This window comes from Pseudomonas sp. LBUM1656 (assembly GCF_059716065.1).
Window position 1 is genome coordinate 3818590 of record NZ_CP166800.1, and the last position, 16287, is coordinate 3834876.

General features: G+C 59.9%; 19 protein-coding genes and 1 pseudogene. 4 read left to right on the forward strand and 16 right to left on the reverse strand.

The features are described from left to right. Nucleotides 1-47: 47 nt before the first annotated feature. From ACA072_RS17295 to ACA072_RS17305, 3 genes are all read right to left on the reverse strand, one after another. Complete coding sequence (locus ACA072_RS17295; protein WP_497619309.1) at nucleotides 48-668, reverse strand: NADPH-dependent F420 reductase; 621 nt, start codon at nucleotides 666-668, stop codon at nucleotides 48-50. Between the two features lie 92 nt (nucleotides 669-760). Further along, the gene (locus ACA072_RS17300) at nucleotides 761-1189 is read right to left on the reverse strand and encodes a Rossmann-fold NAD(P)-binding domain-containing protein (protein WP_497619311.1); all 429 of its coding nucleotides are present in this window, start codon (nucleotides 1187-1189) and stop codon (nucleotides 761-763) included. After that, nucleotides 1147-1704, reverse strand: coding sequence for an NmrA family NAD(P)-binding protein (locus ACA072_RS17305; protein WP_497619313.1), 558 nt, complete (start codon nucleotides 1702-1704; stop codon nucleotides 1147-1149). Before ACA072_RS17305 ends, ACA072_RS17300 begins: the two co-directional genes overlap by 43 nt. A gap of 146 nt (nucleotides 1705-1850) precedes the next feature. Here ACA072_RS17305 and ACA072_RS17310 point away from each other — a divergent pair, with 146 nt between their 5' ends. Then, entirely contained in the window at nucleotides 1851-2303 is a 453-nt protein-coding gene (locus tag ACA072_RS17310) for a winged helix-turn-helix transcriptional regulator (protein WP_497619315.1), read from the forward strand. 59 nt (nucleotides 2304-2362) lie between these two features. On the opposite strand, the gene ACA072_RS17315 is transcribed toward ACA072_RS17310, so the two are convergent. The 5 genes and pseudogenes from ACA072_RS17315 to ACA072_RS17335 form a co-directional block, all read right to left on the reverse strand. Continuing rightward, nucleotides 2363-2779, reverse strand: coding sequence for a nuclear transport factor 2 family protein (locus tag ACA072_RS17315; RefSeq protein WP_497619317.1), 417 nt, complete (start codon nucleotides 2777-2779; stop codon nucleotides 2363-2365). A 47-nt stretch (nucleotides 2780-2826) separates the two neighbouring features. Beyond that, a complete protein-coding gene (locus ACA072_RS17320; RefSeq protein WP_497619319.1) occupies nucleotides 2827-3258 on the reverse strand; it encodes a nuclear transport factor 2 family protein in 432 nt (143 codons plus the stop codon). Between the two features lie 80 nt (nucleotides 3259-3338). Continuing rightward, nucleotides 3339-3710 (reverse strand): NADPH-dependent F420 reductase, encoded by a 372-nt coding sequence (locus ACA072_RS17325; protein ID WP_497625059.1) that lies wholly within the window; start codon nucleotides 3708-3710, stop codon nucleotides 3339-3341. Nucleotides 3711-3725: 15 nt separating this feature from the next. Continuing rightward, nucleotides 3726-3937: pseudogene (locus ACA072_RS17330) on the reverse strand (NAD(P)-binding domain-containing protein); the annotation flags it as partial. 70 nt (nucleotides 3938-4007) lie between these two features. Beyond that, the gene (locus ACA072_RS17335; RefSeq protein ID WP_497619321.1) at nucleotides 4008-4742 is read right to left on the reverse strand and encodes an SDR family NAD(P)-dependent oxidoreductase; all 735 of its coding nucleotides are present in this window, start codon (nucleotides 4740-4742) and stop codon (nucleotides 4008-4010) included. A 113-nt stretch (nucleotides 4743-4855) separates the two neighbouring features. Here ACA072_RS17335 and ACA072_RS17340 point away from each other — a divergent pair, with 113 nt between their 5' ends. Further along, a complete protein-coding gene (locus ACA072_RS17340) occupies nucleotides 4856-5218 on the forward strand; it encodes a winged helix-turn-helix transcriptional regulator (protein ID WP_497619323.1) in 363 nt (120 codons plus the stop codon). A 271-nt stretch (nucleotides 5219-5489) separates the two neighbouring features. On the opposite strand, the gene ACA072_RS17345 is transcribed toward ACA072_RS17340, so the two are convergent. From ACA072_RS17345 to ACA072_RS17365, 5 genes are all read right to left on the reverse strand, one after another. Beyond that, nucleotides 5490-6263 (reverse strand): L-iditol 2-dehydrogenase, encoded by a 774-nt coding sequence (locus tag ACA072_RS17345; RefSeq protein WP_497619325.1) that lies wholly within the window; start codon nucleotides 6261-6263, stop codon nucleotides 5490-5492. Between the two features lie 62 nt (nucleotides 6264-6325). After that, nucleotides 6326-7423: an ABC transporter ATP-binding protein gene (locus tag ACA072_RS17350; RefSeq protein ID WP_497619327.1), complete on the reverse strand. Its 1098-nt coding sequence runs from the start codon at nucleotides 7421-7423 to the stop codon at nucleotides 6326-6328. Between the two features lie 177 nt (nucleotides 7424-7600). Continuing rightward, nucleotides 7601-8431: a carbohydrate ABC transporter permease gene (locus tag ACA072_RS17355; protein WP_007936731.1), complete on the reverse strand. Its 831-nt coding sequence runs from the start codon at nucleotides 8429-8431 to the stop codon at nucleotides 7601-7603. A gap of 10 nt (nucleotides 8432-8441) precedes the next feature. Continuing rightward, on the reverse strand, nucleotides 8442-9368 hold the full coding sequence (locus ACA072_RS17360) for a carbohydrate ABC transporter permease (RefSeq protein WP_497619329.1): 927 nt from the start codon (nucleotides 9366-9368) through the stop codon (nucleotides 8442-8444). A 226-nt stretch (nucleotides 9369-9594) separates the two neighbouring features. After that, complete coding sequence (locus tag ACA072_RS17365; protein WP_497619331.1) at nucleotides 9595-10902, reverse strand: ABC transporter substrate-binding protein; 1308 nt, start codon at nucleotides 10900-10902, stop codon at nucleotides 9595-9597. 294 nt (nucleotides 10903-11196) lie between these two features. On the opposite strand from ACA072_RS17365, the gene ACA072_RS17370 reads away from it, so the two are divergent. Continuing rightward, nucleotides 11197-12147, forward strand: coding sequence for a cupin domain-containing protein (locus ACA072_RS17370; RefSeq protein WP_497619333.1), 951 nt, complete (start codon nucleotides 11197-11199; stop codon nucleotides 12145-12147). A gap of 50 nt (nucleotides 12148-12197) precedes the next feature. After that, entirely contained in the window at nucleotides 12198-13094 is an 897-nt protein-coding gene (locus tag ACA072_RS17375) for a carbohydrate kinase family protein (RefSeq protein WP_497625007.1), read from the forward strand. A gap of 42 nt (nucleotides 13095-13136) precedes the next feature. Here the strand turns inward: ACA072_RS17375 and ACA072_RS17380 are convergent, their stop codons facing one another. The 3 genes from ACA072_RS17380 to aguB are packed head-to-tail and all read right to left on the reverse strand — an operon-like array spanning nucleotide 13137 to nucleotide 16286. Then, the gene (locus tag ACA072_RS17380; RefSeq protein ID WP_497619335.1) at nucleotides 13137-14255 is read right to left on the reverse strand and encodes an agmatine deiminase family protein; all 1119 of its coding nucleotides are present in this window, start codon (nucleotides 14253-14255) and stop codon (nucleotides 13137-13139) included. Between the two features lie 23 nt (nucleotides 14256-14278). Continuing rightward, nucleotides 14279-15376 carry an extracellular solute-binding protein gene (locus ACA072_RS17385; protein ID WP_497619337.1) on the reverse strand — a complete coding sequence of 366 codons (1098 nt, stop codon included), beginning with the start codon at nucleotides 15374-15376 and terminating at the stop codon, nucleotides 14279-14281. Nucleotide 15377: 1 nt separating this feature from the next. Next, entirely contained in the window at nucleotides 15378-16286 is a 909-nt protein-coding gene (aguB, locus tag ACA072_RS17390; protein ID WP_497619339.1) for an N-carbamoylputrescine amidase, read from the reverse strand. Nucleotide 16287 lies beyond the last annotated feature (1 nt).

Consider the following 16287-nt stretch of genomic DNA (forward strand, 5'->3'; position numbering starts at 1 on the left):
ATCAGATACCTTGTGGGCCTGCCGGTGAGGGGCGTGGTGTCGGCGATTCAGCCGATATCGACATTCAAGGCGATGTCCCAAGTGCCGGCGCCGTTTTTCGCCAGGCCGATCATCATCAGGCCTAGGGCCTCGAGCGTCTGGGCCATGTGCAGGCCGCCGACATCCAACGGACGCAACCCTAGACTCTCGATAAACGTCGAGACGCGCGCCTTGGCCTCCGGATCGTCGGCGGCGATGAACGCGTCGAGGCGCCCACCCTTGGCAAGGACGTGGCCGAAGAGGGTGTTGAACGCCTTCACGACATGCGCACCGGCAGGCAAGATCCTGGCGATCTCCTGCGCACCAGAACTGCCGGCGGGAGAGACGAGGCCCGTGAGGTCCGGAGAGGCCGTGTTGGTGATGTCGATGATCACCTTGCCGTCGAGCGCGTCCCCGTAATCAGCCACCACCGCCGCCGCACCGGTGTACGGCACGGCGAGGATGACGATGTCGCCGGCCGGCGCGGCCCCGTACGTCCCTGTGGTCGCTCCGTCTGCGAGCTTGTCGGCCAGTGCCTGCGCCTTGGCGGGGTCGCGGCTGATCACTTCAACGGTATGTCCAGCTTTGACGGTACGACCGGCGATCGCTGCGGCCATGCCTCCTGAACCGATAATACTGATAGTGCTCATGTACAGTTTCCTCGTGAATCAGGGTGTTTTCCGTTGCTCCAATGGGCCGCCGGACCCGTTGCGACCCGGCTGCCTGCTCAACTCAATTCAACTCAGTCGGCAGGGAAATAATGGCCGTTATCCATGTCCTCGAGCAGGCCGGGTTGAGCAGGCTTCCATCCGAGGATTTGACGGGTGATGAGGTTGGACGCCGGAAGGTCCAGCGTGACCAGATTCGCGAGGAACCCAAAGTATCCCGGCAGCATCAGGACGTCCGCTGGAATGCTCACGGCCGGCACGCCCAGACGGCTGCCAATGGCCTCGGCGATCTCGCGGAACGAAATAGCCTCGTCCGCAACCGCGTGCCAATTTTTGCCGGCAGGGCCCTTCTCCAGCGCCAGACGAAACACGGCGGCGAGGTCGCGGGCGTGCACGGCCGACCAGTTATTCTTACCGTCACCGGGATAGCCTACGACGCCCTTCTCCTTCGCAAGTCCGATCAGTATCGGGAGGAAGCCGGCGTTGTCGGTCGTGCTGTGCATGATGGTAGGAATCCGCACGACCGAGGACCGCACGCCTTGCTTGGCGAGACCGAGTACGGTCGTTTCGACGATGTTACGAACTCGCAAGGTGCCCTTGAACTTCTCGCCGCCAGAAAAAGGGTGGGATCCTCCTCGGTTGCTGGACGGCCAAGATGTTCCCAACCCGGCGAGCCGATACTTCCAGACGTGACCAGCGGCTTTCCGGTCCCCTTCAGTGCCTCGCCGTATGCGAGCATGATCGCCTGCTCCGCGGCAGCCACCGCGTCGAGGCCTCCGGTGGGAAGCAGGTCTTGCCTGTGCGCGACGTGAATGACACCGTCGGAATCCACTGCCGCCGCTTTTAACCCGTCGAGATCATCGAGGTCGCCGCGACGCACCTTGGCGCCAAGCGCAGACACCGCCTCTGCGGACTTGTCCGACCGGGCAAGCGCAGTGACCTGGTGACCGGCGGCAATGAGGTCGGAAATGATATACGGACCGGAATGGCCGGTCCCTCCAGTGACGAAAACGTGCATGTTAATGCTCCTTGTGAGTGAAGTGACGCGAGAAATGGCGCCACGGGTGCACTCAACGTACGATCCATGCTGGTCGCTTTACTTGCAAAATGCAAGTGATCAACAGGGTTTTACTTGCGACATGCAAGCGATGCTAAGATCCAACCATGAAGACAACTCTTAAAGAAGACTTTCGATCCCATTGCGCGGTGAACTACGGCGTGGAGATTTTCGGCGACCGGTGGTCCCTCTTGATCATTCGCGACATCGTTTTTGTTGGAAAGAAGACGTACGGCCAGTTTCTGAAATCGGAAGAGGGAATCGCGACCAATGTTCTTGCTTCCCGACTTGCCTTTCTTGAGGAACAAGGCGTTCTCTCGAAGGCGCCCAGCCCCGACGACAGGCGCAAGGACTTTTACACGTTGACCGAGAAGGGCCTGGACCTCATTCCCATTGTGATCAACATTGTGCTCTGGAGCGCGAAGCATGATTCAAAGTCGTACGTGCGGCGCCACGAGGATTTAGTGGCTCGATTCAGTCAAAACCCCACGCAGGTGAGCGAGGAAGTGAAGGCGCTGGTCCGCAATGGTGGGTGCATCTTTCCTGAGAGCGGGGGATGAGCAGGCGGCGAACGCGCCCTGTCACGGCGCGTAAATGAGTGGGTATCGGTTCCGATGACTCAGGTCCGAGGGCTCGCGACCATTTCTGATGCACGCGCCATTGCTTGGGTGTCGACATACTCCCGGATGTTCGTCAGCTTGCCATTGCGAACAGTGATGGCGAAGACAAAAGAGTCCTCAAACGTCCGGTTCGTAGCTTTGACTTTCCCCGTAGCGAAGCCGACGACCAGTACCCGGTCTCCCTGCGCCACGAACTCAGGGGGCTTCGGGGATGAAATTTCCATCTCAGCGGCAGCCTTCTGAAGCACGTGTGTCAATCCCGCGTGCCCTCGGTGCGTGCCGGCCAGCGGCCAGCCCTCTCCCGGAATGATCCACTCGATATCTTCGGCAGACATCGCCAGCAGACCTTGCCTGTCGCCTCCGCCCATTGCTGCAAAAAAGTCTTTCACAATCTGGATATTCTTTTGAATGCTCATAAAGACGTCTCCATTGCGTTCACATTGGATCGCGTAGTGTCGGTCATTCAGCCGGGTACAAGGCCAAGTTGGTGCTGCATCGCGGAAGCCTCGTTGTAGCAATGGAAAGAGATGACCTTCCCACCTTCGAGGTGGAAAACATCGCAGGACGGGACATCTATCGTCTTGCCCGTGGGAGCCAGAGTCCCTGAAGCAAGAGGCAGATCACCTTTGTGCGTTCCCCGAATCGCGAGTTCGACAACGACGACATCTCCCGCGACATGGATGTTAAATATCTCACGGTGGACATCGGGGAACGCACTGACCATACCCGCGATAGACTCACCAATGGCTTTCCCGCGAAACTTCATGCCGGATGCCATATCCCACATGTATCCTTCCTCCGAGAACATGGAAACAAACTTCTCGATGTCCGTTCCTTGCCCTTCTGCGGCGGCGCAGAGATCTCTGATTATTCTTTCATTATCAAGCATCATCATTCCTCTCCTTCATTATTGAGCACTTACCTGGTCACATAAGTTGTGGCCAGGACCGCATCAACATTTGCGATAGCGATTCATCAGTCGAACTTGACCAAGTCCTTGAAGATCAATTGACCCCAGCTATTTCCGCGCGCCTGCACAAGCAACCCACCTTCCGAAAGCCCGCCCAGGTTGATCGGCGAGAAACCGAGGTTTTCCGCCAGCGCACCAATCTCCGCAGCGGCGCCGTCATCGTCGCTCGCCAGAAACACGACTCTCCTGCCACCCTTCACGGTCGGATCCTGGCCAAGGACGGCGGCGCCCAAATGGTTGAAGCCCTTGACCAGTCGTCCACCTGCGAAGGCCTGCGCGACGACTCTGGAAGAAGGCTCTCCTCCCAGTTCCTCAGGGGACACTCCGTAGGCATTGGTCACATCGATGATGGTCTTTCCCTTCCAGGTCGGCAGCACCTTCGCGACATCCGGGTGCGACTCGAAACGGACAGCCAGAAAGACGACGTCCGCCTTGACCGCGTGCGCCAGTGTTTTGGGAATGATCTGGGGTCCGATAGCGGCGCAGTGGATGCAAAGCTTTGCGGGTCGCGCGTGGTTGCAACGGACACTTCGATGCCATGGCGGGCAAACGCCTTGGCCAGGGCCTGGCCGATATTGCCGAAGCCGATAATTGCATAGTTCATAAATTCTCCTTGGGCTTTCCACGCCCTGCGGGTTCCAAATATCGATGGAGTGACCAGCGGGCGTGGCGAGTCAGATTTGCGCCAGGCCGCCGTCGACGGCGACCTCACTTGCGGTCATGAAGCTGCTGTCCTGCGATGCGAGAAACGCGGCCGCCGCTCCGATCTCCGACGGATCGGCCATGCGCTGAAGCGGATTCATCGAGGCGAAGACCTTCATGCCTTCCTCGCCTAGCGCTTCCTTCGCAAGCTCGGTCGCAGTCGGTCCGGGCGACAAAACGTTTACCCGGATGCCGGTACCCTTCAGGTCCTCGGCCCAGGTCCGCGCGAGGTTGCGCACTGCCGCCTTGCTTGCGCTGTAGACGCTGAATGCCGGGGCGCCCGTGGTGCCGGCGCTCGATCCGGTCAGAATGATCGAACCGCCCTGCCCCATCAGAGGTAGCGCCTTCTGAACCGTGAAGATCAAACCCTTCACGTTGGTTTCGAAGATTTCGTCAATGTGCTCGGCGGTGATTTTCCCGAGCGCAAGCTGGCTTCCCGCCCCGGCATTGGCGAAGACGATGTCGAGGGTTCCGCGCTCGGCCTTCACCGCCGCGTAAAGTCGGTCGAGGTCGGCCAGATCGGAGACAGAGCCCTTCACCGCGCGGGCATTGGGCCCGAGTTCGGCTACAGCGGCGTCGAGCGCTTCCTGCCGACGGCCGAAGATGAAGACAAAGGCGCCCTCCTCGATGAAGCGCTTTGCCGCAGCGCGGCCGATGCCGGTAGCGCCGCCGGTGATCACGGCGGTCTTTCCATTCAGTCTGGTCATGTCGTGCATCCTTCGTTGGATTCGTACCCAAGCAGGAAATTGCTTGCTTGAGGACGAGGATGCAGCTCTGATAACCTAAGGACAAGTATGCACCTTTAGGTAAGTATCAAAAAATGACGACGACTTCTGAAATCTGCGGTACCGGTTGCGGGCTCAACGCCACGCTGCGCATCATCTCGGGCAAGTGGAAACCGCTGGTCTTGTTTTTCCTGCGTGACGGCCCGAAGCGCTACGGCGAGCTCAAGCGTTTGATCCCGGGCGTTAGCGATAAGGTGCTGATCCAGCAATTAAAGGATCTGGAAGCCGACCACGTGCTGGCGCGGACCGACTACAAAGAAGTGCCCCCGCGCGTGGACTACACGCTGACCCTGCTCGGTCGCAGCCTGTCTGACGCGATCGTCCCGCTGTGCACTTGGGGAACCGAGAACGCGGCGGAAATGGCAAGCATCTTCGCCAAGCGCGACTCGTTGCCCTAGCAGGATGCTGAAGACCTGTTGAGTCCGAGGACCCTGCGCATTCGTGGGAGGTCGGCAGGTCGAATTCCTCCGATCTGAGCGTCAGGATGCGCGATTTTGGCGCTCTGGCCCATGTTTGTGTTGAAACGATAGTCGAAGGTCCATATGGCCGATTTCTGCCGGTGCTGACCGACAGCTATGGGTCGATATCGGCCCACCACCGACGTAATCACTACACCCGGCGTAGCGAAGGCATTGCACCTTCGCCACGCCGGCGCTGAACGCTGCGATGTCAGCTCATCCAGTTACCACCGTCGACATTGTAGGTCTGAGCCACCACGTATTCGCTCTCGGACGATGCGAGGAAAATCGCCATGCCCGTCAGGTCGTCAGCGGTGCCCATCCGCCCAAAGGGCACTTCCTGACCCACGAGCTTTTTCTTTTCACCCAATGGCCGATTCTCATAGCGGGCAAACATTGCATCGACGCCGTCCCAATGTTCACCATCGACGACGCCTGGCGCGATGGCGTTCACGTTGATCCCATGCTTGATCAGGTCCAGGCCTGCGGATTGGGTAAGGCTGATCACGGCCGCCTTGGTCGCGCAATACACACCCACGAGGGCCTCCCCTCTTCGTCCCGCCTGGCTGGCCATGTTGATGATCTTGCCGCCGTGGCCCTGACTGATCATCTGACGCGCCGCTGCCTGGAGGGTGAAAAGCGTTCCTGCGACATTGATCGAAAACAGGCGCTCGAAGCTGTCGCGGGTGATATCGATGATGGGCGCAAGGTCGAACAGTGCGGCGTTGTTAATCAAGATATCCAGCTTGCCTGTCTGCGCGATGACAGCGGCAATGGCCGCATCGATGGACGCCTGGCGGGTAACGTCCATCTCGACAGCGTAGGCGTTTGGCCCCAGCTCGGTGGCCGTGGCTTGAGCGCGCTCCAGGTTGATGTCCGCGATAGCGACCGTCGCCCCCTCGCGAATGTAAGCCTGGGCAAAAGACCGGCCAATGCCTCGGGCAGATCCGGTGACGAGCGCGCTTTTACCTTCTAGTCGTTTCATTGATGGTTCATCCGTTTTCTGAAATTCGGTTCGCCCGATCGAGGGCATGGTTGGCGTAGAGGTCAGGCGGCGAGACGCATCAGTGGAGCCAGCGCTTTGCCGTGCTCGTCGAACAAGTGGCAATGCAGCACGTCCAGCGCAACCCGGCGCGGTTCGCCATAAGCGACCTCGCAGTCACCATTCACGCGGACCGTGAGTGCCTCACCAGAGGTCGCGACGACGTGGCAGAACGTGTCGCTGCCCAGGCGTTCGGTGACGTCGGTGATGATTGGCAACTGTCCTTGCTCGTCCAGACGCAGGTGTTCGGGGCGTATACCGACGGTGACTTCGCTACCTACCACCAAGGTGCTTGCATCACGAGGGATGAGCAGACGTCGACCGGAGGCCAGCTCGACCTCGACACCCTGATGACTGTTGGACGTCACGGAGGCCTTGAGAAAACCCATTTTTGGGGTGCCCAGGAAGCCTGCCACGAACAGGTTGGCAGGCTGGTGATAGAGCTCCAGTGGCGAGCCGATCTGCTCGATCCGACCGCCGTTCAACACCACCACTTTGGTGGCGAGTGTCATGGCTTCGACCTGGTCGTGAGTCACGTAGATCATCGTCGCCTGCAGCTCTTTGTGCAGGCGCGACAGTTCCAGGCGCATCTGCACCCGTAGCGCGGCGTCGAGGTTGGACAGCGGTTCGTCGAACAGGAAGATTTTCGGGTTGCGCACGATGGCGCGGCCGATGGCTACGCGTTGACGCTGGCCGCCGGACAGCTGCTTCGGTTTGCGCTCGAGCATCGGCCCCAGTTCAAGGATGCGCGCTGCTTCGCCGACTTTTTTCTCGACTTCGGCTTTCGGCACGCCGGCCAGGTCGAGGGCGAACGACATGTTTTTGCGCACGCTCATGTGCGGGTACAGGGCGTAGGTCTGGAACACCATCGCCAGGTCGCGCTTGGCCGGGCTGACTTCAGTAATGTCACGGCCATCCAGTTCGATGGTGCCGCCGCTGACTTCTTCCAGTCCGGCAATCAGGCGCAGCAACGTGGATTTACCGCAGCCCGACGGGCCGACGAAGACCACGAATTCCTTGTCGTTCACTTCCAGGTCGATGCCTTTGATGATGGAAAAGCCTTCGAAGCCTTTTTGCAGATTCTTGATTTTCAGGTTGGCCATGATGATGGGCCTCCGCGTGTTGTTATTCAGTTGAGCCGGGCGGGCTTTTGTGGGAGCGGGCTTGCTCTGGGCGGCATTCCGACGAAGACGTCGGCACATACAACATCAATGCAAGCTGACCCGCCGCTTTCGCGAGCAAGCCCGCTCCCACAGGGGATCGCGTTGGGTTGGCGATCTTCATTTCACGGCGCCGAACGACAGGCCGCGGACCAGTTGTTTCTGGCTGATCCAGCCGAAGATCAGGATCGGCGCACAGGCCAGCGTCGACACCGCCGACAACTTGGCCCAGAACAGGCCTTCGGGACTTGAGTAGGAGGCGATCAACGCGGTCAGTGGTGCGGCTTTCGATGAGGTCAGGTTCAGCGACCAGAACGCCTCGTTCCAGCACAGGATCAGCGACAGCAAAACGGTGGAAGCCAGTCCGCCCTTGGCGATCGGCAGCAGCACCCGGACCATTTCCTGCCACAGCGTGGCGCCGTCGAGGCGTGCGGCTTCGAGGATGTCTTTGGGGATGTCCTTGAAGTAGGTGTAAATCATCCAGACCACGATCGGCAGGTTGATCAGGGTGTAGATCACGATCAGTGCGATACGTGTGTCGAGCAGGCCGAAACTCTTGGCCAGCAGGTAGATCGGCATCAGCACGCCCACCGGCGGCAGCATTTTGGTCGAGAGCATCCACAGCAGCGTGCCTTTGGTGCGCTGGGTCTCGTAGAACGCCATCGAGTAGGCCGCCGGCACCGCGATCAGCAGGCACAGGGCCGTGGCGCTGAAGGAAATCACCACCGAGTTCCAGGCGAAGCTGAAGTAGTCGCTGCGCTCGTTGATGTGCAGGTAGTTCTCCAGCGTCGGCGTGAAGATGAATTGCGGCGGCGTGGCGAACGCATCGATTTCGGTTTTGAAACTGGTCAGCACCATCCAGAAGATCGGGAAGAAGATCAGGATCGCGATGGCCCAGGCCAGGGTGCCGAGCAGCAGGCTTTGCAGGCGGCGGGATTGTTGAAGGGTCATGGCGCAGGCCTCAGGTCTTGTCGGTCAGGTTTTTGCCGATCATGCGCACCAGCACGATGGCCGCGATGTTGGCGATCACCACCGCGATCAGGCCGCCGGCGGACGCCATGCCGACGTCGAACTGCACCAGCGCCTGGTTGTAGATCAGGTACGCGAGGTTGGTCGAGGCATAGCCGGGACCACCGTTGGTGGTGGTGAAGATTTCGGCGAACACCGACAGCAGGAAGATGGTTTCGATCATCACCACCACCGCAATTGGCCGGGCAAGGTGCGGCAGGGTCAGGTGCCAGAAAATCGCGATCGGCCCGGCACCATCGAGGCGCGCGGCTTCTTTCTGTTCCTGGTCGAGGGACTGCATGGCGGTCATCAGGATCAGGATCGCGAAGGGCAGCCATTGCCAGGACACGATGATGATGATCGACAGCAGCGGGTAATGCGCCAGCCAGTCCACCGGTTGCGCGCCGAACAGTTTCCAGACGTAGGCGAGAATCCCCGAGACCGGGTGGAAAATCAGGTTCTTCCAGATCAGCGCGCCGACGGTGGGCATGATGAAAAACGGCGAGATCAGCATTACCCGGACGATGCCGCGACCGAGAAACTCACTGGCCTCCAGCAAGGCGCTGATCAGCACGCCCAGCACCACGCTGATCAGCAGCACGCTGCCGACCAGCAACAGGGTGTTGGTGGCGCCGGGCATGAACCCGGAGTCAGTCAGGAAGTACGTGAAGTTCTCCAGCCCGACAAATTGGTTTTCGCCGGGGTACAGCAGGTTGTAGCGGATCATCGAGAAGTAAACGGTCATGCCCAGCGGCACAATCATCCACAGCAGCAACAGCGCTACCGAGGGGCTGACCAGAAACCAGCCGGGATTGGCCAGCCGGCTTTTACGCACCGGCTGGGGGATGTCCATGTGAGCTTTGGCAGTTGAAATATTCATGGCATTTAACCGATTCATGCAGACCTGTGAAGATCCACTGTGGGAGCGGGCTTGCTCGCGAAAGCGGTGTTCCAGTCGCTGAAGAGGCATCGGATGTCCCGGCCTCTTCGCGAGCAAGCCCGCTCCCACAATGATGTCGTCGTACCTGTGGGAGCGTGGCTTGCCCGCGATGGCGGCAACCCGGTATCAAGACAAGCCAGGACCGTTGCACCCACCGCGCCGTTAGCTACTTGGGATAACCGGCGCGCTTCATCTCGCGTTCGGTGGAGGTCTGTGCAGCGGCGAGTGCTTGATCGACCGACATCTGCCCCGTCAGCGCAGCGGAAAACAGTTTCCCCACGGAGGTGCCTATCGCCTGGAACTCGGGAATGGTCACGTACTGGATGCCGACGTAAGGAACCGGCTTGATCGAGGGGTGTGCAGGGTCGGCGTGTTGCATCATCTGCAAAGTCACCTGCGCGAAAGGCGCCGCTTGCAAGTAGGCCTCGTTGTACGTGGATTGACGCGTGCCTGGCGGTACGTTGGCGATGCCGTCTTTTTCAGCGACCAGCTGAATGTATTCTTTCGACGTAGCCCACGTGATGAACGCCTTGGCAGTCTCTTTATGCTTGGAGGTGGCCGGTATCGCCAGCGACCACGCGTACAGCCACGAAGACCCCTTGTCGGTCACCTCCGTCGGTGCCGGGGCAAAGCCCACGCTGTCGACGACTTTGCTCTGCTCCTTGTCCGTCGTGAAAGATCCCGCAACGCTCGCATCCACCCAGATCGCGCACTTGCCGCTGTTGAACAGCGCGAGGGTCTCGTTGAAGCCATTGCTTGATACGCCGGGCGGCCCGTACTTCTTCAAGGTATCCACGTAGAAATGCGCCGCAGCCGTCCACTCCGGGCTGGCAAGTTCAGGCTGCCACTTTTCATCGAACCAGCGGGCACCAAAGGCGTTGGCCATGGTGCTCAACAACGCGATGTTCTCGCCCCACCCTGCCTTGCCCCGCAGGCACATGCCGTACTGCCCTTTATCAGGTTCGTTCAGCCTGGAGGCAAACTCGCCGAGCTGGGTCCAGGTCGGATGCTCCGGCATGGTCAACCCGGCGCCCTTGAACAGGTCGGTGCGGTAATAGGTGATCGTGCTTTCGCCGTAGAAAGGCAAGGCATAAAGCGTGTTGTCGACCGACAGGCCTTGGCGTACCGACGGGAAGATATCTTCCAGATCGTAGGCCGGCGGCAGCGCCGTGATCGGTTCAAGCCAATGCTTGGCGCCCCACAGCGGCGTTTCATAGGTACCAATTGTCAGCACGTCGAATTGGCCACCCTGAGTCGCAATATCAGTGGTCAGACGCTGACGCAGGACGTTTTCTTCCAGCACCACCCAGTTGAGTTTCACATCAGGGTGCTGCTGTTCAAAAATCTTGGAGAGCCGCTGCATCCGGATCATGTCGCCGTTGTTCACAGTGGCAATGGTGACCGTTTCGGCAGCGTGACTGACGAGGGCAAAGGACAGGCCGGCGGAAAGGACAAGCGCTTTCGGGATGTTCATCGTAGTGCTCTCCGCTCCGCGCCTTGGACGACGGGAGCTATTATTTTTGTTGTTAACCACTGCTGGGCAAATACAACTGCGCAGCCATGGTGGACGGCTTGATTACAACAGCTTGGAAAACCCGGGACAAACGCACAGAGGACGGCAAACCGATACTTTTTTAACCACCGCAGCGAAACAGCCCGCCGATCAAAAAAGTATCAGTGCCAGGCAATCCCTGAGCTAGCAAGCGCCGGGCATGAAGGCGTATGTTGCTTGCATACGAACAACAAATAACAAAGAAAGAGACCTGCCATGCCTGATAGCCGAGCAGCGCTGTTTGAACAGCGCCCCGCCGAACTGGAGGTCATCCTTCCCGAGCCCGATCATTGTTTTCGCTGGTATGAACACGACTACCCCTACTCCCTGGCTCGCTGGAACCACCACCCGGAATTCGAAATCCACCTGATCCGCCAAGGCAGCGGCAAGCTGGTTGCGGGCGATTACATCGGCGCATTCGGCGCCGGTCATGTCGCGCTGATAGGCCCTGACCTGCCCCATGACTGGATAGGCGATCTGGCGCCCGGTGAGTTCCTGGCCGGACGCGACGTAGTGCTGCAATTCGACGGCGCGGCGATTCTGGCCTTGCGCGGCACGATGCCCGAACTGAGCGAACTTCAGCACTTGTTTGAACGTGCGCGCCGAGGCCTGGAGTTCACCGGCGCAACGGCTGCGCGGGCCGCACAGCTGCTGGAAGACATTGGTCCGGCACAAGGGCTCGAACGCCTGATCCTGTTTCTGCAACTGATCAATGCGCTGATGAAAGCGCCGTCGCAGGACGTCCATTTGCTCGCCAGCGCCTGCTACGCGCCGACCTTGGACGCCCGCGCCTCCGAGCGCATCCACAAGGCCTTTGACTACCTGTTGACCGAGCTCACAGGCGACATTCGCCTATCAGTGATTGCCCAGCGCCTGGACATGAGCGAGCCCGGTTTCTCGCGTTTCTTCAAGCGAGTGACCGGTCACGGCTTCATCGATCTGATGCGCAAGCTCAGGGTTCAGCGCGCCTGCCGGCTACTGCTGCAAACCGAGATGTCAGTGGCGGACATCTGTTTTGAAGTGGGCTATGAAAACCTGTCCAACTTCAACCGGCACTTCCGTATCGAAATGGACCAGACCCCGAGCGAATACCGTCGCGGTACGGCGATGACCCTGTTCAATCGCAACGGTCCGCACTCCTCCCTGCCGTTCACCAAAGCCCATTGAATGAGCGACGCGGGTCACTCAGCAAGATCAACAATAAAGAGGAAATGACGATGGTATTGCCTCGCGCAGTCGTATTTGGCGAAGCCCTGACCGACCTTGTCCAGGGCCTTCCCGGGCAGTGGGCGGGTTATCCGGGCGGTGCGCCATGGAACGTCGCCCGAGCGCTGAGTCGCCTGGGCGTCAACACCGCGTTCGCAGGCTCGGTGAGCACGGATTCACTGGGCGATGAAATCGTCCGGCAATCGGCTACGGCAGGTCTGGACCTACGGTTTCTACAACGTGCAGACCGCGATCCGCTGGTGGCCATCGTCCCTTCGAGCCGTCCACCACGGTACTTTTTTGCCGGCGACGCCGATCTGTTTTTCGATGCGCAGCGGCTGCCGGACGGCTGGGTCACGCACGCTGAAATCTGCCATTTCAGCTGCATCAGCCTGGTCCGCCAGCCGCTGGCAGACCAGTTAGTCAATCTGGCCAAGCGAGCTAAAGAGGCAGGAAAACGGATCAGCTTCGATCCGAACTGGCGCAACTTGATGGACAGCCATTATCGAACGCAGACCTTCCCGACGATGACCGCCCTCGCCGACCTGATCAAGCTGTCGGACGAAGACCTTCAGCAACTCTATCCAGGGCTCACCGAAAGCCGGGCCATGGATGAGCTGCGCGCGCTTAATCCGCACGCGCAGATCCTGTTCACCCGTGGTGAGCAAGGCATGGTTCTGCACACCCCGGACAATGTTTACGAGCAGCCCGCGATTGCGGTGGACGTCGCGGATACGGTGGGGGCAGGCGACGCTTGCATGGCCGGTTGGCTGGCGGCGGACTTGCTGGGAATGGCCGGGCCAAGGGAGCGTCTGCAGTTTTCAGCAGCATGCGCGTCGATATCCTGCCGCCATGCCGGGGCCTATGCGCCTGCGCTGGACGAGGTGAAACGTTTACTCAAGGTGTGACGCTCCGAGAGAGTCGGCGAAGGCCTTTCGCCTCCCTCCCGATCAAGCCACCGGCTGATGACTGGTCACACAGTGAATCCCCCCGCCACCCGCCGCGACGGCGTCGATATTCAGCTGCACCACCTCCCGCTCCGGGTACAGCTGCGACAACAGCTCGAACGCTTTCCCATCCGCCACCTTGTCACCAAACTCGGGCGCAATGACCGCGCCATTCACCAGGAAGTAGTTGATGTAACCCGCTGCAAAGTCCGGGTTGCCGCGGTTGAACTGGCTTTTGCGCGGATTGAGCGGTGGCGACAGGGTATGCACCTGCAGCTTGCGGCCGTCGGCATCGGTGGCGTTTTTGAGAATGTCCAAATGCGCCAACGTGACTTTCCGGTCGTATGAATCGGGGTCGTTGTCGAGATTGGCGATCACCACGCCGGGCTTGACGAAACGCGCGTAAAAATCGACATGAGCATCGGTGATGTCTTTGCCTTTGATGCCCGGCAGCCAGATGATTTTGCGCAAACCCAAACGGTCTTTCAGTTCCTCTTCAACCTCGGCTTTGCTCCAGTCGGGGTTGCGGTTGCGGTTGATCCAGCTGCTTTCGGTCATGATCCCCGTGCCGTGGCCATCCACTTCGATGCCACCGCCCTCGCCCACCAGTTCGCTGCGCAGGTAACGGGCATCCGCAGCCTCAGCCACCAATGCGGCCAGTTGCGCATCCTTGTCATGTTGCTGCTTGTTGCCCCAGCCATTGAAGTTGAAATCCACCGCGCCGAGCCCGCCTTCGCCGTCGATGACGAAATTGGCGCCGATATCGCGCATCCAGATGTCGTCGAGTTCGGTGGTGACGTAGGTGATGTTGCTCGTACCGCAGTGTTGTTCGGCCAGGCTCCGTTCGCGCTGGCGGCAGAACACGGTGACCGGTTCGTAACGGGCGATGGTGCGGGCGATCAAACCCATGGTCACTTGCACATGAGGCGTGAAATCTTCCCAGATGGCTTTTTGTGCACCGAACGCGATGAAGGCGCGCTCGTGTCGGTCGCCCTCATCCGGCATGCGCCAGTGGCCTTGGCTCGCCGCGTGCACGGGTGCAAAGCTGAAGCCGATGGAGGCCGCGGCGCCGAGGCCGGCAATGACCGAGACTTGTTTGATGAAATCCCGACGCGTCGGCATGTGTGGATCCTTGTGTGAAGCACTCATTTTGCAGTGGCCGTCTTGAACTTGGTCCAGGTGCGCATCCGCGCGCGCATGTCGGATTGGGGAATGTCCTTGCCCGGAATCAGCCGCGCATACGTGGCTTCATCGAGGTAGATATCCGGGTTGTTGCGCATCGTCGCATCGACGTCCGGCCGGGCCTTGGCGTTGGAAGTCGGGTAGCCGGTGAAGTTGCTGATGGCCGCCATGTTCTGCGGGCGCATGACGAAGTTAATGAAGGCGTAGGCGTACTCCGGGTGTTTGGCGTCCACTGGAATCGCCATGGTGTCCATCCACACCGTCGTGCCTTCGCGGGGAACGCGGTACTCGAACCGGGTGTGTTTGCCGGCACTGTCCGAGGTCCGTTGTGCCTGGGTCATGTCGCCGCTGTAACCGAGGGACAGGCACAGGTTGCCGTTTACCAGATCGGTCACCGGTTGCGACTGGAACTTGCGAATGTACGGTCGCAGTTTCATCAACAAATCACTCGCTGCCGCCAGGTCTTCAGGCTTGGCGCTGCGTGGCTCACGCCCCAGATAATTGAGCACCACTGCCAGCACTTCGTCCGGCGAGTCGATCATCGAGATGCCGCAGTCGGCAAATTTTCCGGCCAGTTCCGGTTTGAACAGCATGTCGAGGCTGTTGACCGGGGCGTCCGGCGAACGCTGTTTGATCTGCTCATCATTGTAGGTCACGCCGATGGTGCCCCAGGTGTAAGGGACGGTGGCTTTGCTCGACGTTTCGTACTGCCGGCGCAGCTTCTGCAAACCGGGTTCGATGTCGTCAACAGCGGTGAGTTTTGAGCGATCCAGCGGCAACAGACTGCCGGCGCGCATCAAGCGTTCAGCGACGGTGTCGCCGGGGAAAATCAGGTCATAACCGCTGTTGCCGGCCAGCATTTTGGCTTCCAGCGTTTCGCTGCCATCCATGACGTCGTAAATCACCTTGATCCCGGTTTCGGCGGTGAATTTGGCCAACGTGTCTTCGGCAAAGTAATCGGCCCAGTTGTACAGCCTCAGGGTTTTCTCTTCGGCATGCAGCGACGACGAGGCGATCGCCAATCCCAAGGCACCGAGCAACAGCTTGTGGGGAATGCGCATGTCAGACTCCTTGAGTGTTCCAGCGTGCATGAGGGTGACGACCGTCCTGACTCAATAACGCCCCGTACATGTCCGGGCGACGGTCGCGGTAGATGCCCCAGCTCAGGCGTTCTTCGCGGATGGCGGCCAGGTCCAGGCTGTGCACCAGCACGCCGGTGCTGTCACGGTCGACCTCGGCGAGCAACTTGCCCTTGTGGTTGCTGATAAACGACGAGCCGTAAAAACTCATCTGCAAGTCCGGATCGGTGGTCGCCACTTCACGGCCGACGCGATTGGCTGCCATCACCGGCAGGATGTTTGCGGCGGCATGCCCGCGCATGGTCATCTGCCAATGGTCACGGGAATCCAGGGTTTCGCAGCCCGGTTCAGAACCGATGGCGGTGGGAAACAGCAAGACTTCGGCGCCCATTAACGCCAGGCAGCGTGCAGTCTCGGGGAACCACTGATCCCAACAGATGCCTACACCGAGGCGCCCGAACGCCGTGTCCCAGACACGGAAACCAGTGTCGCCGGGGCTGAAGTATTCCTTCTCCTGGTAACCGATGGCGTTGGGGATGTGGGTCTTGCGGTACACCCCCAGCAAGCGCCCGTCGGCATCGGCCACGCTCAGGGAATTGAAGTAGGCATTGCCGGCCTTTTCGAACCAGCTCAGTGGCAGCACGACGCCCAATTCCTTGGCCAACGCGGCAAAGCGTTTAAGTACACCGCTGTATCGATATTCTTCGGCCAATTCCAAATGTTTATGGCTTTGCTCGATGCAGAAATACGGCGTGGCAAACAGCTCCTGCAGCAGGATGACCTGGGCGCCTTTCGCCGCCGCCTCACGAACTAACTGCTCGGCCTGATCGAGGTTCTTCGGCAGGTCCCAGGTGCACGGCATCTGGGTGGTGGCAATCGTCAACTGAGTCATG

What these genes read in the sequence shown, in the direction of transcription:
- ACA072_RS17295 (WP_497619309.1), bottom strand. Translation starts at nt 668, where the DNA reads ATGAGCACTATCAGTATTATCGGTTCAGGAGGCATGGCCGCAGCGATC.
- ACA072_RS17300 (WP_497619311.1), bottom strand. Translation starts at nt 1,189, where the DNA reads ATGCACAGCACGACCGACAACGCCGGCTTCCTCCCGATACTGATCGGA.
- ACA072_RS17305 (WP_497619313.1), bottom strand. Translation starts at nt 1,704, where the DNA reads ATGCACGTTTTCGTCACTGGAGGGACCGGCCATTCCGGTCCGTATATC.
- ACA072_RS17310 (WP_497619315.1), top strand. Translation starts at nt 1,851, where the DNA reads ATGAAGACAACTCTTAAAGAAGACTTTCGATCCCATTGCGCGGTGAAC.
- ACA072_RS17315 (WP_497619317.1), bottom strand. Translation starts at nt 2,779, where the DNA reads ATGAGCATTCAAAAGAATATCCAGATTGTGAAAGACTTTTTTGCAGCA.
- ACA072_RS17320 (WP_497619319.1), bottom strand. Translation starts at nt 3,258, where the DNA reads ATGATGATGCTTGATAATGAAAGAATAATCAGAGATCTCTGCGCCGCC.
- ACA072_RS17335 (WP_497619321.1), bottom strand. Translation starts at nt 4,742, where the DNA reads ATGACCAGACTGAATGGAAAGACCGCCGTGATCACCGGCGGCGCTACC.
- ACA072_RS17340 (WP_497619323.1), top strand. Translation starts at nt 4,856, where the DNA reads ATGACGACGACTTCTGAAATCTGCGGTACCGGTTGCGGGCTCAACGCC.
- ACA072_RS17345 (WP_497619325.1), bottom strand. Translation starts at nt 6,263, where the DNA reads ATGAAACGACTAGAAGGTAAAAGCGCGCTCGTCACCGGATCTGCCCGA.
- ACA072_RS17350 (WP_497619327.1), bottom strand. Translation starts at nt 7,423, where the DNA reads ATGGCCAACCTGAAAATCAAGAATCTGCAAAAAGGCTTCGAAGGCTTT.
- ACA072_RS17355 (WP_007936731.1), bottom strand. Translation starts at nt 8,431, where the DNA reads ATGACCCTTCAACAATCCCGCCGCCTGCAAAGCCTGCTGCTCGGCACC.
- ACA072_RS17360 (WP_497619329.1), bottom strand. Translation starts at nt 9,368, where the DNA reads ATGAATATTTCAACTGCCAAAGCTCACATGGACATCCCCCAGCCGGTG.
- ACA072_RS17365 (WP_497619331.1), bottom strand. Translation starts at nt 10,902, where the DNA reads ATGAACATCCCGAAAGCGCTTGTCCTTTCCGCCGGCCTGTCCTTTGCC.
- ACA072_RS17370 (WP_497619333.1), top strand. Translation starts at nt 11,197, where the DNA reads ATGCCTGATAGCCGAGCAGCGCTGTTTGAACAGCGCCCCGCCGAACTG.
- ACA072_RS17375 (WP_497625007.1), top strand. Translation starts at nt 12,198, where the DNA reads ATGGTATTGCCTCGCGCAGTCGTATTTGGCGAAGCCCTGACCGACCTT.
- ACA072_RS17380 (WP_497619335.1), bottom strand. Translation starts at nt 14,255, where the DNA reads ATGCCGACGCGTCGGGATTTCATCAAACAAGTCTCGGTCATTGCCGGC.
- ACA072_RS17385 (WP_497619337.1), bottom strand. Translation starts at nt 15,376, where the DNA reads ATGCGCATTCCCCACAAGCTGTTGCTCGGTGCCTTGGGATTGGCGATC.
- aguB (WP_497619339.1), bottom strand. Translation starts at nt 16,286, where the DNA reads ATGACTCAGTTGACGATTGCCACCACCCAGATGCCGTGCACCTGGGAC.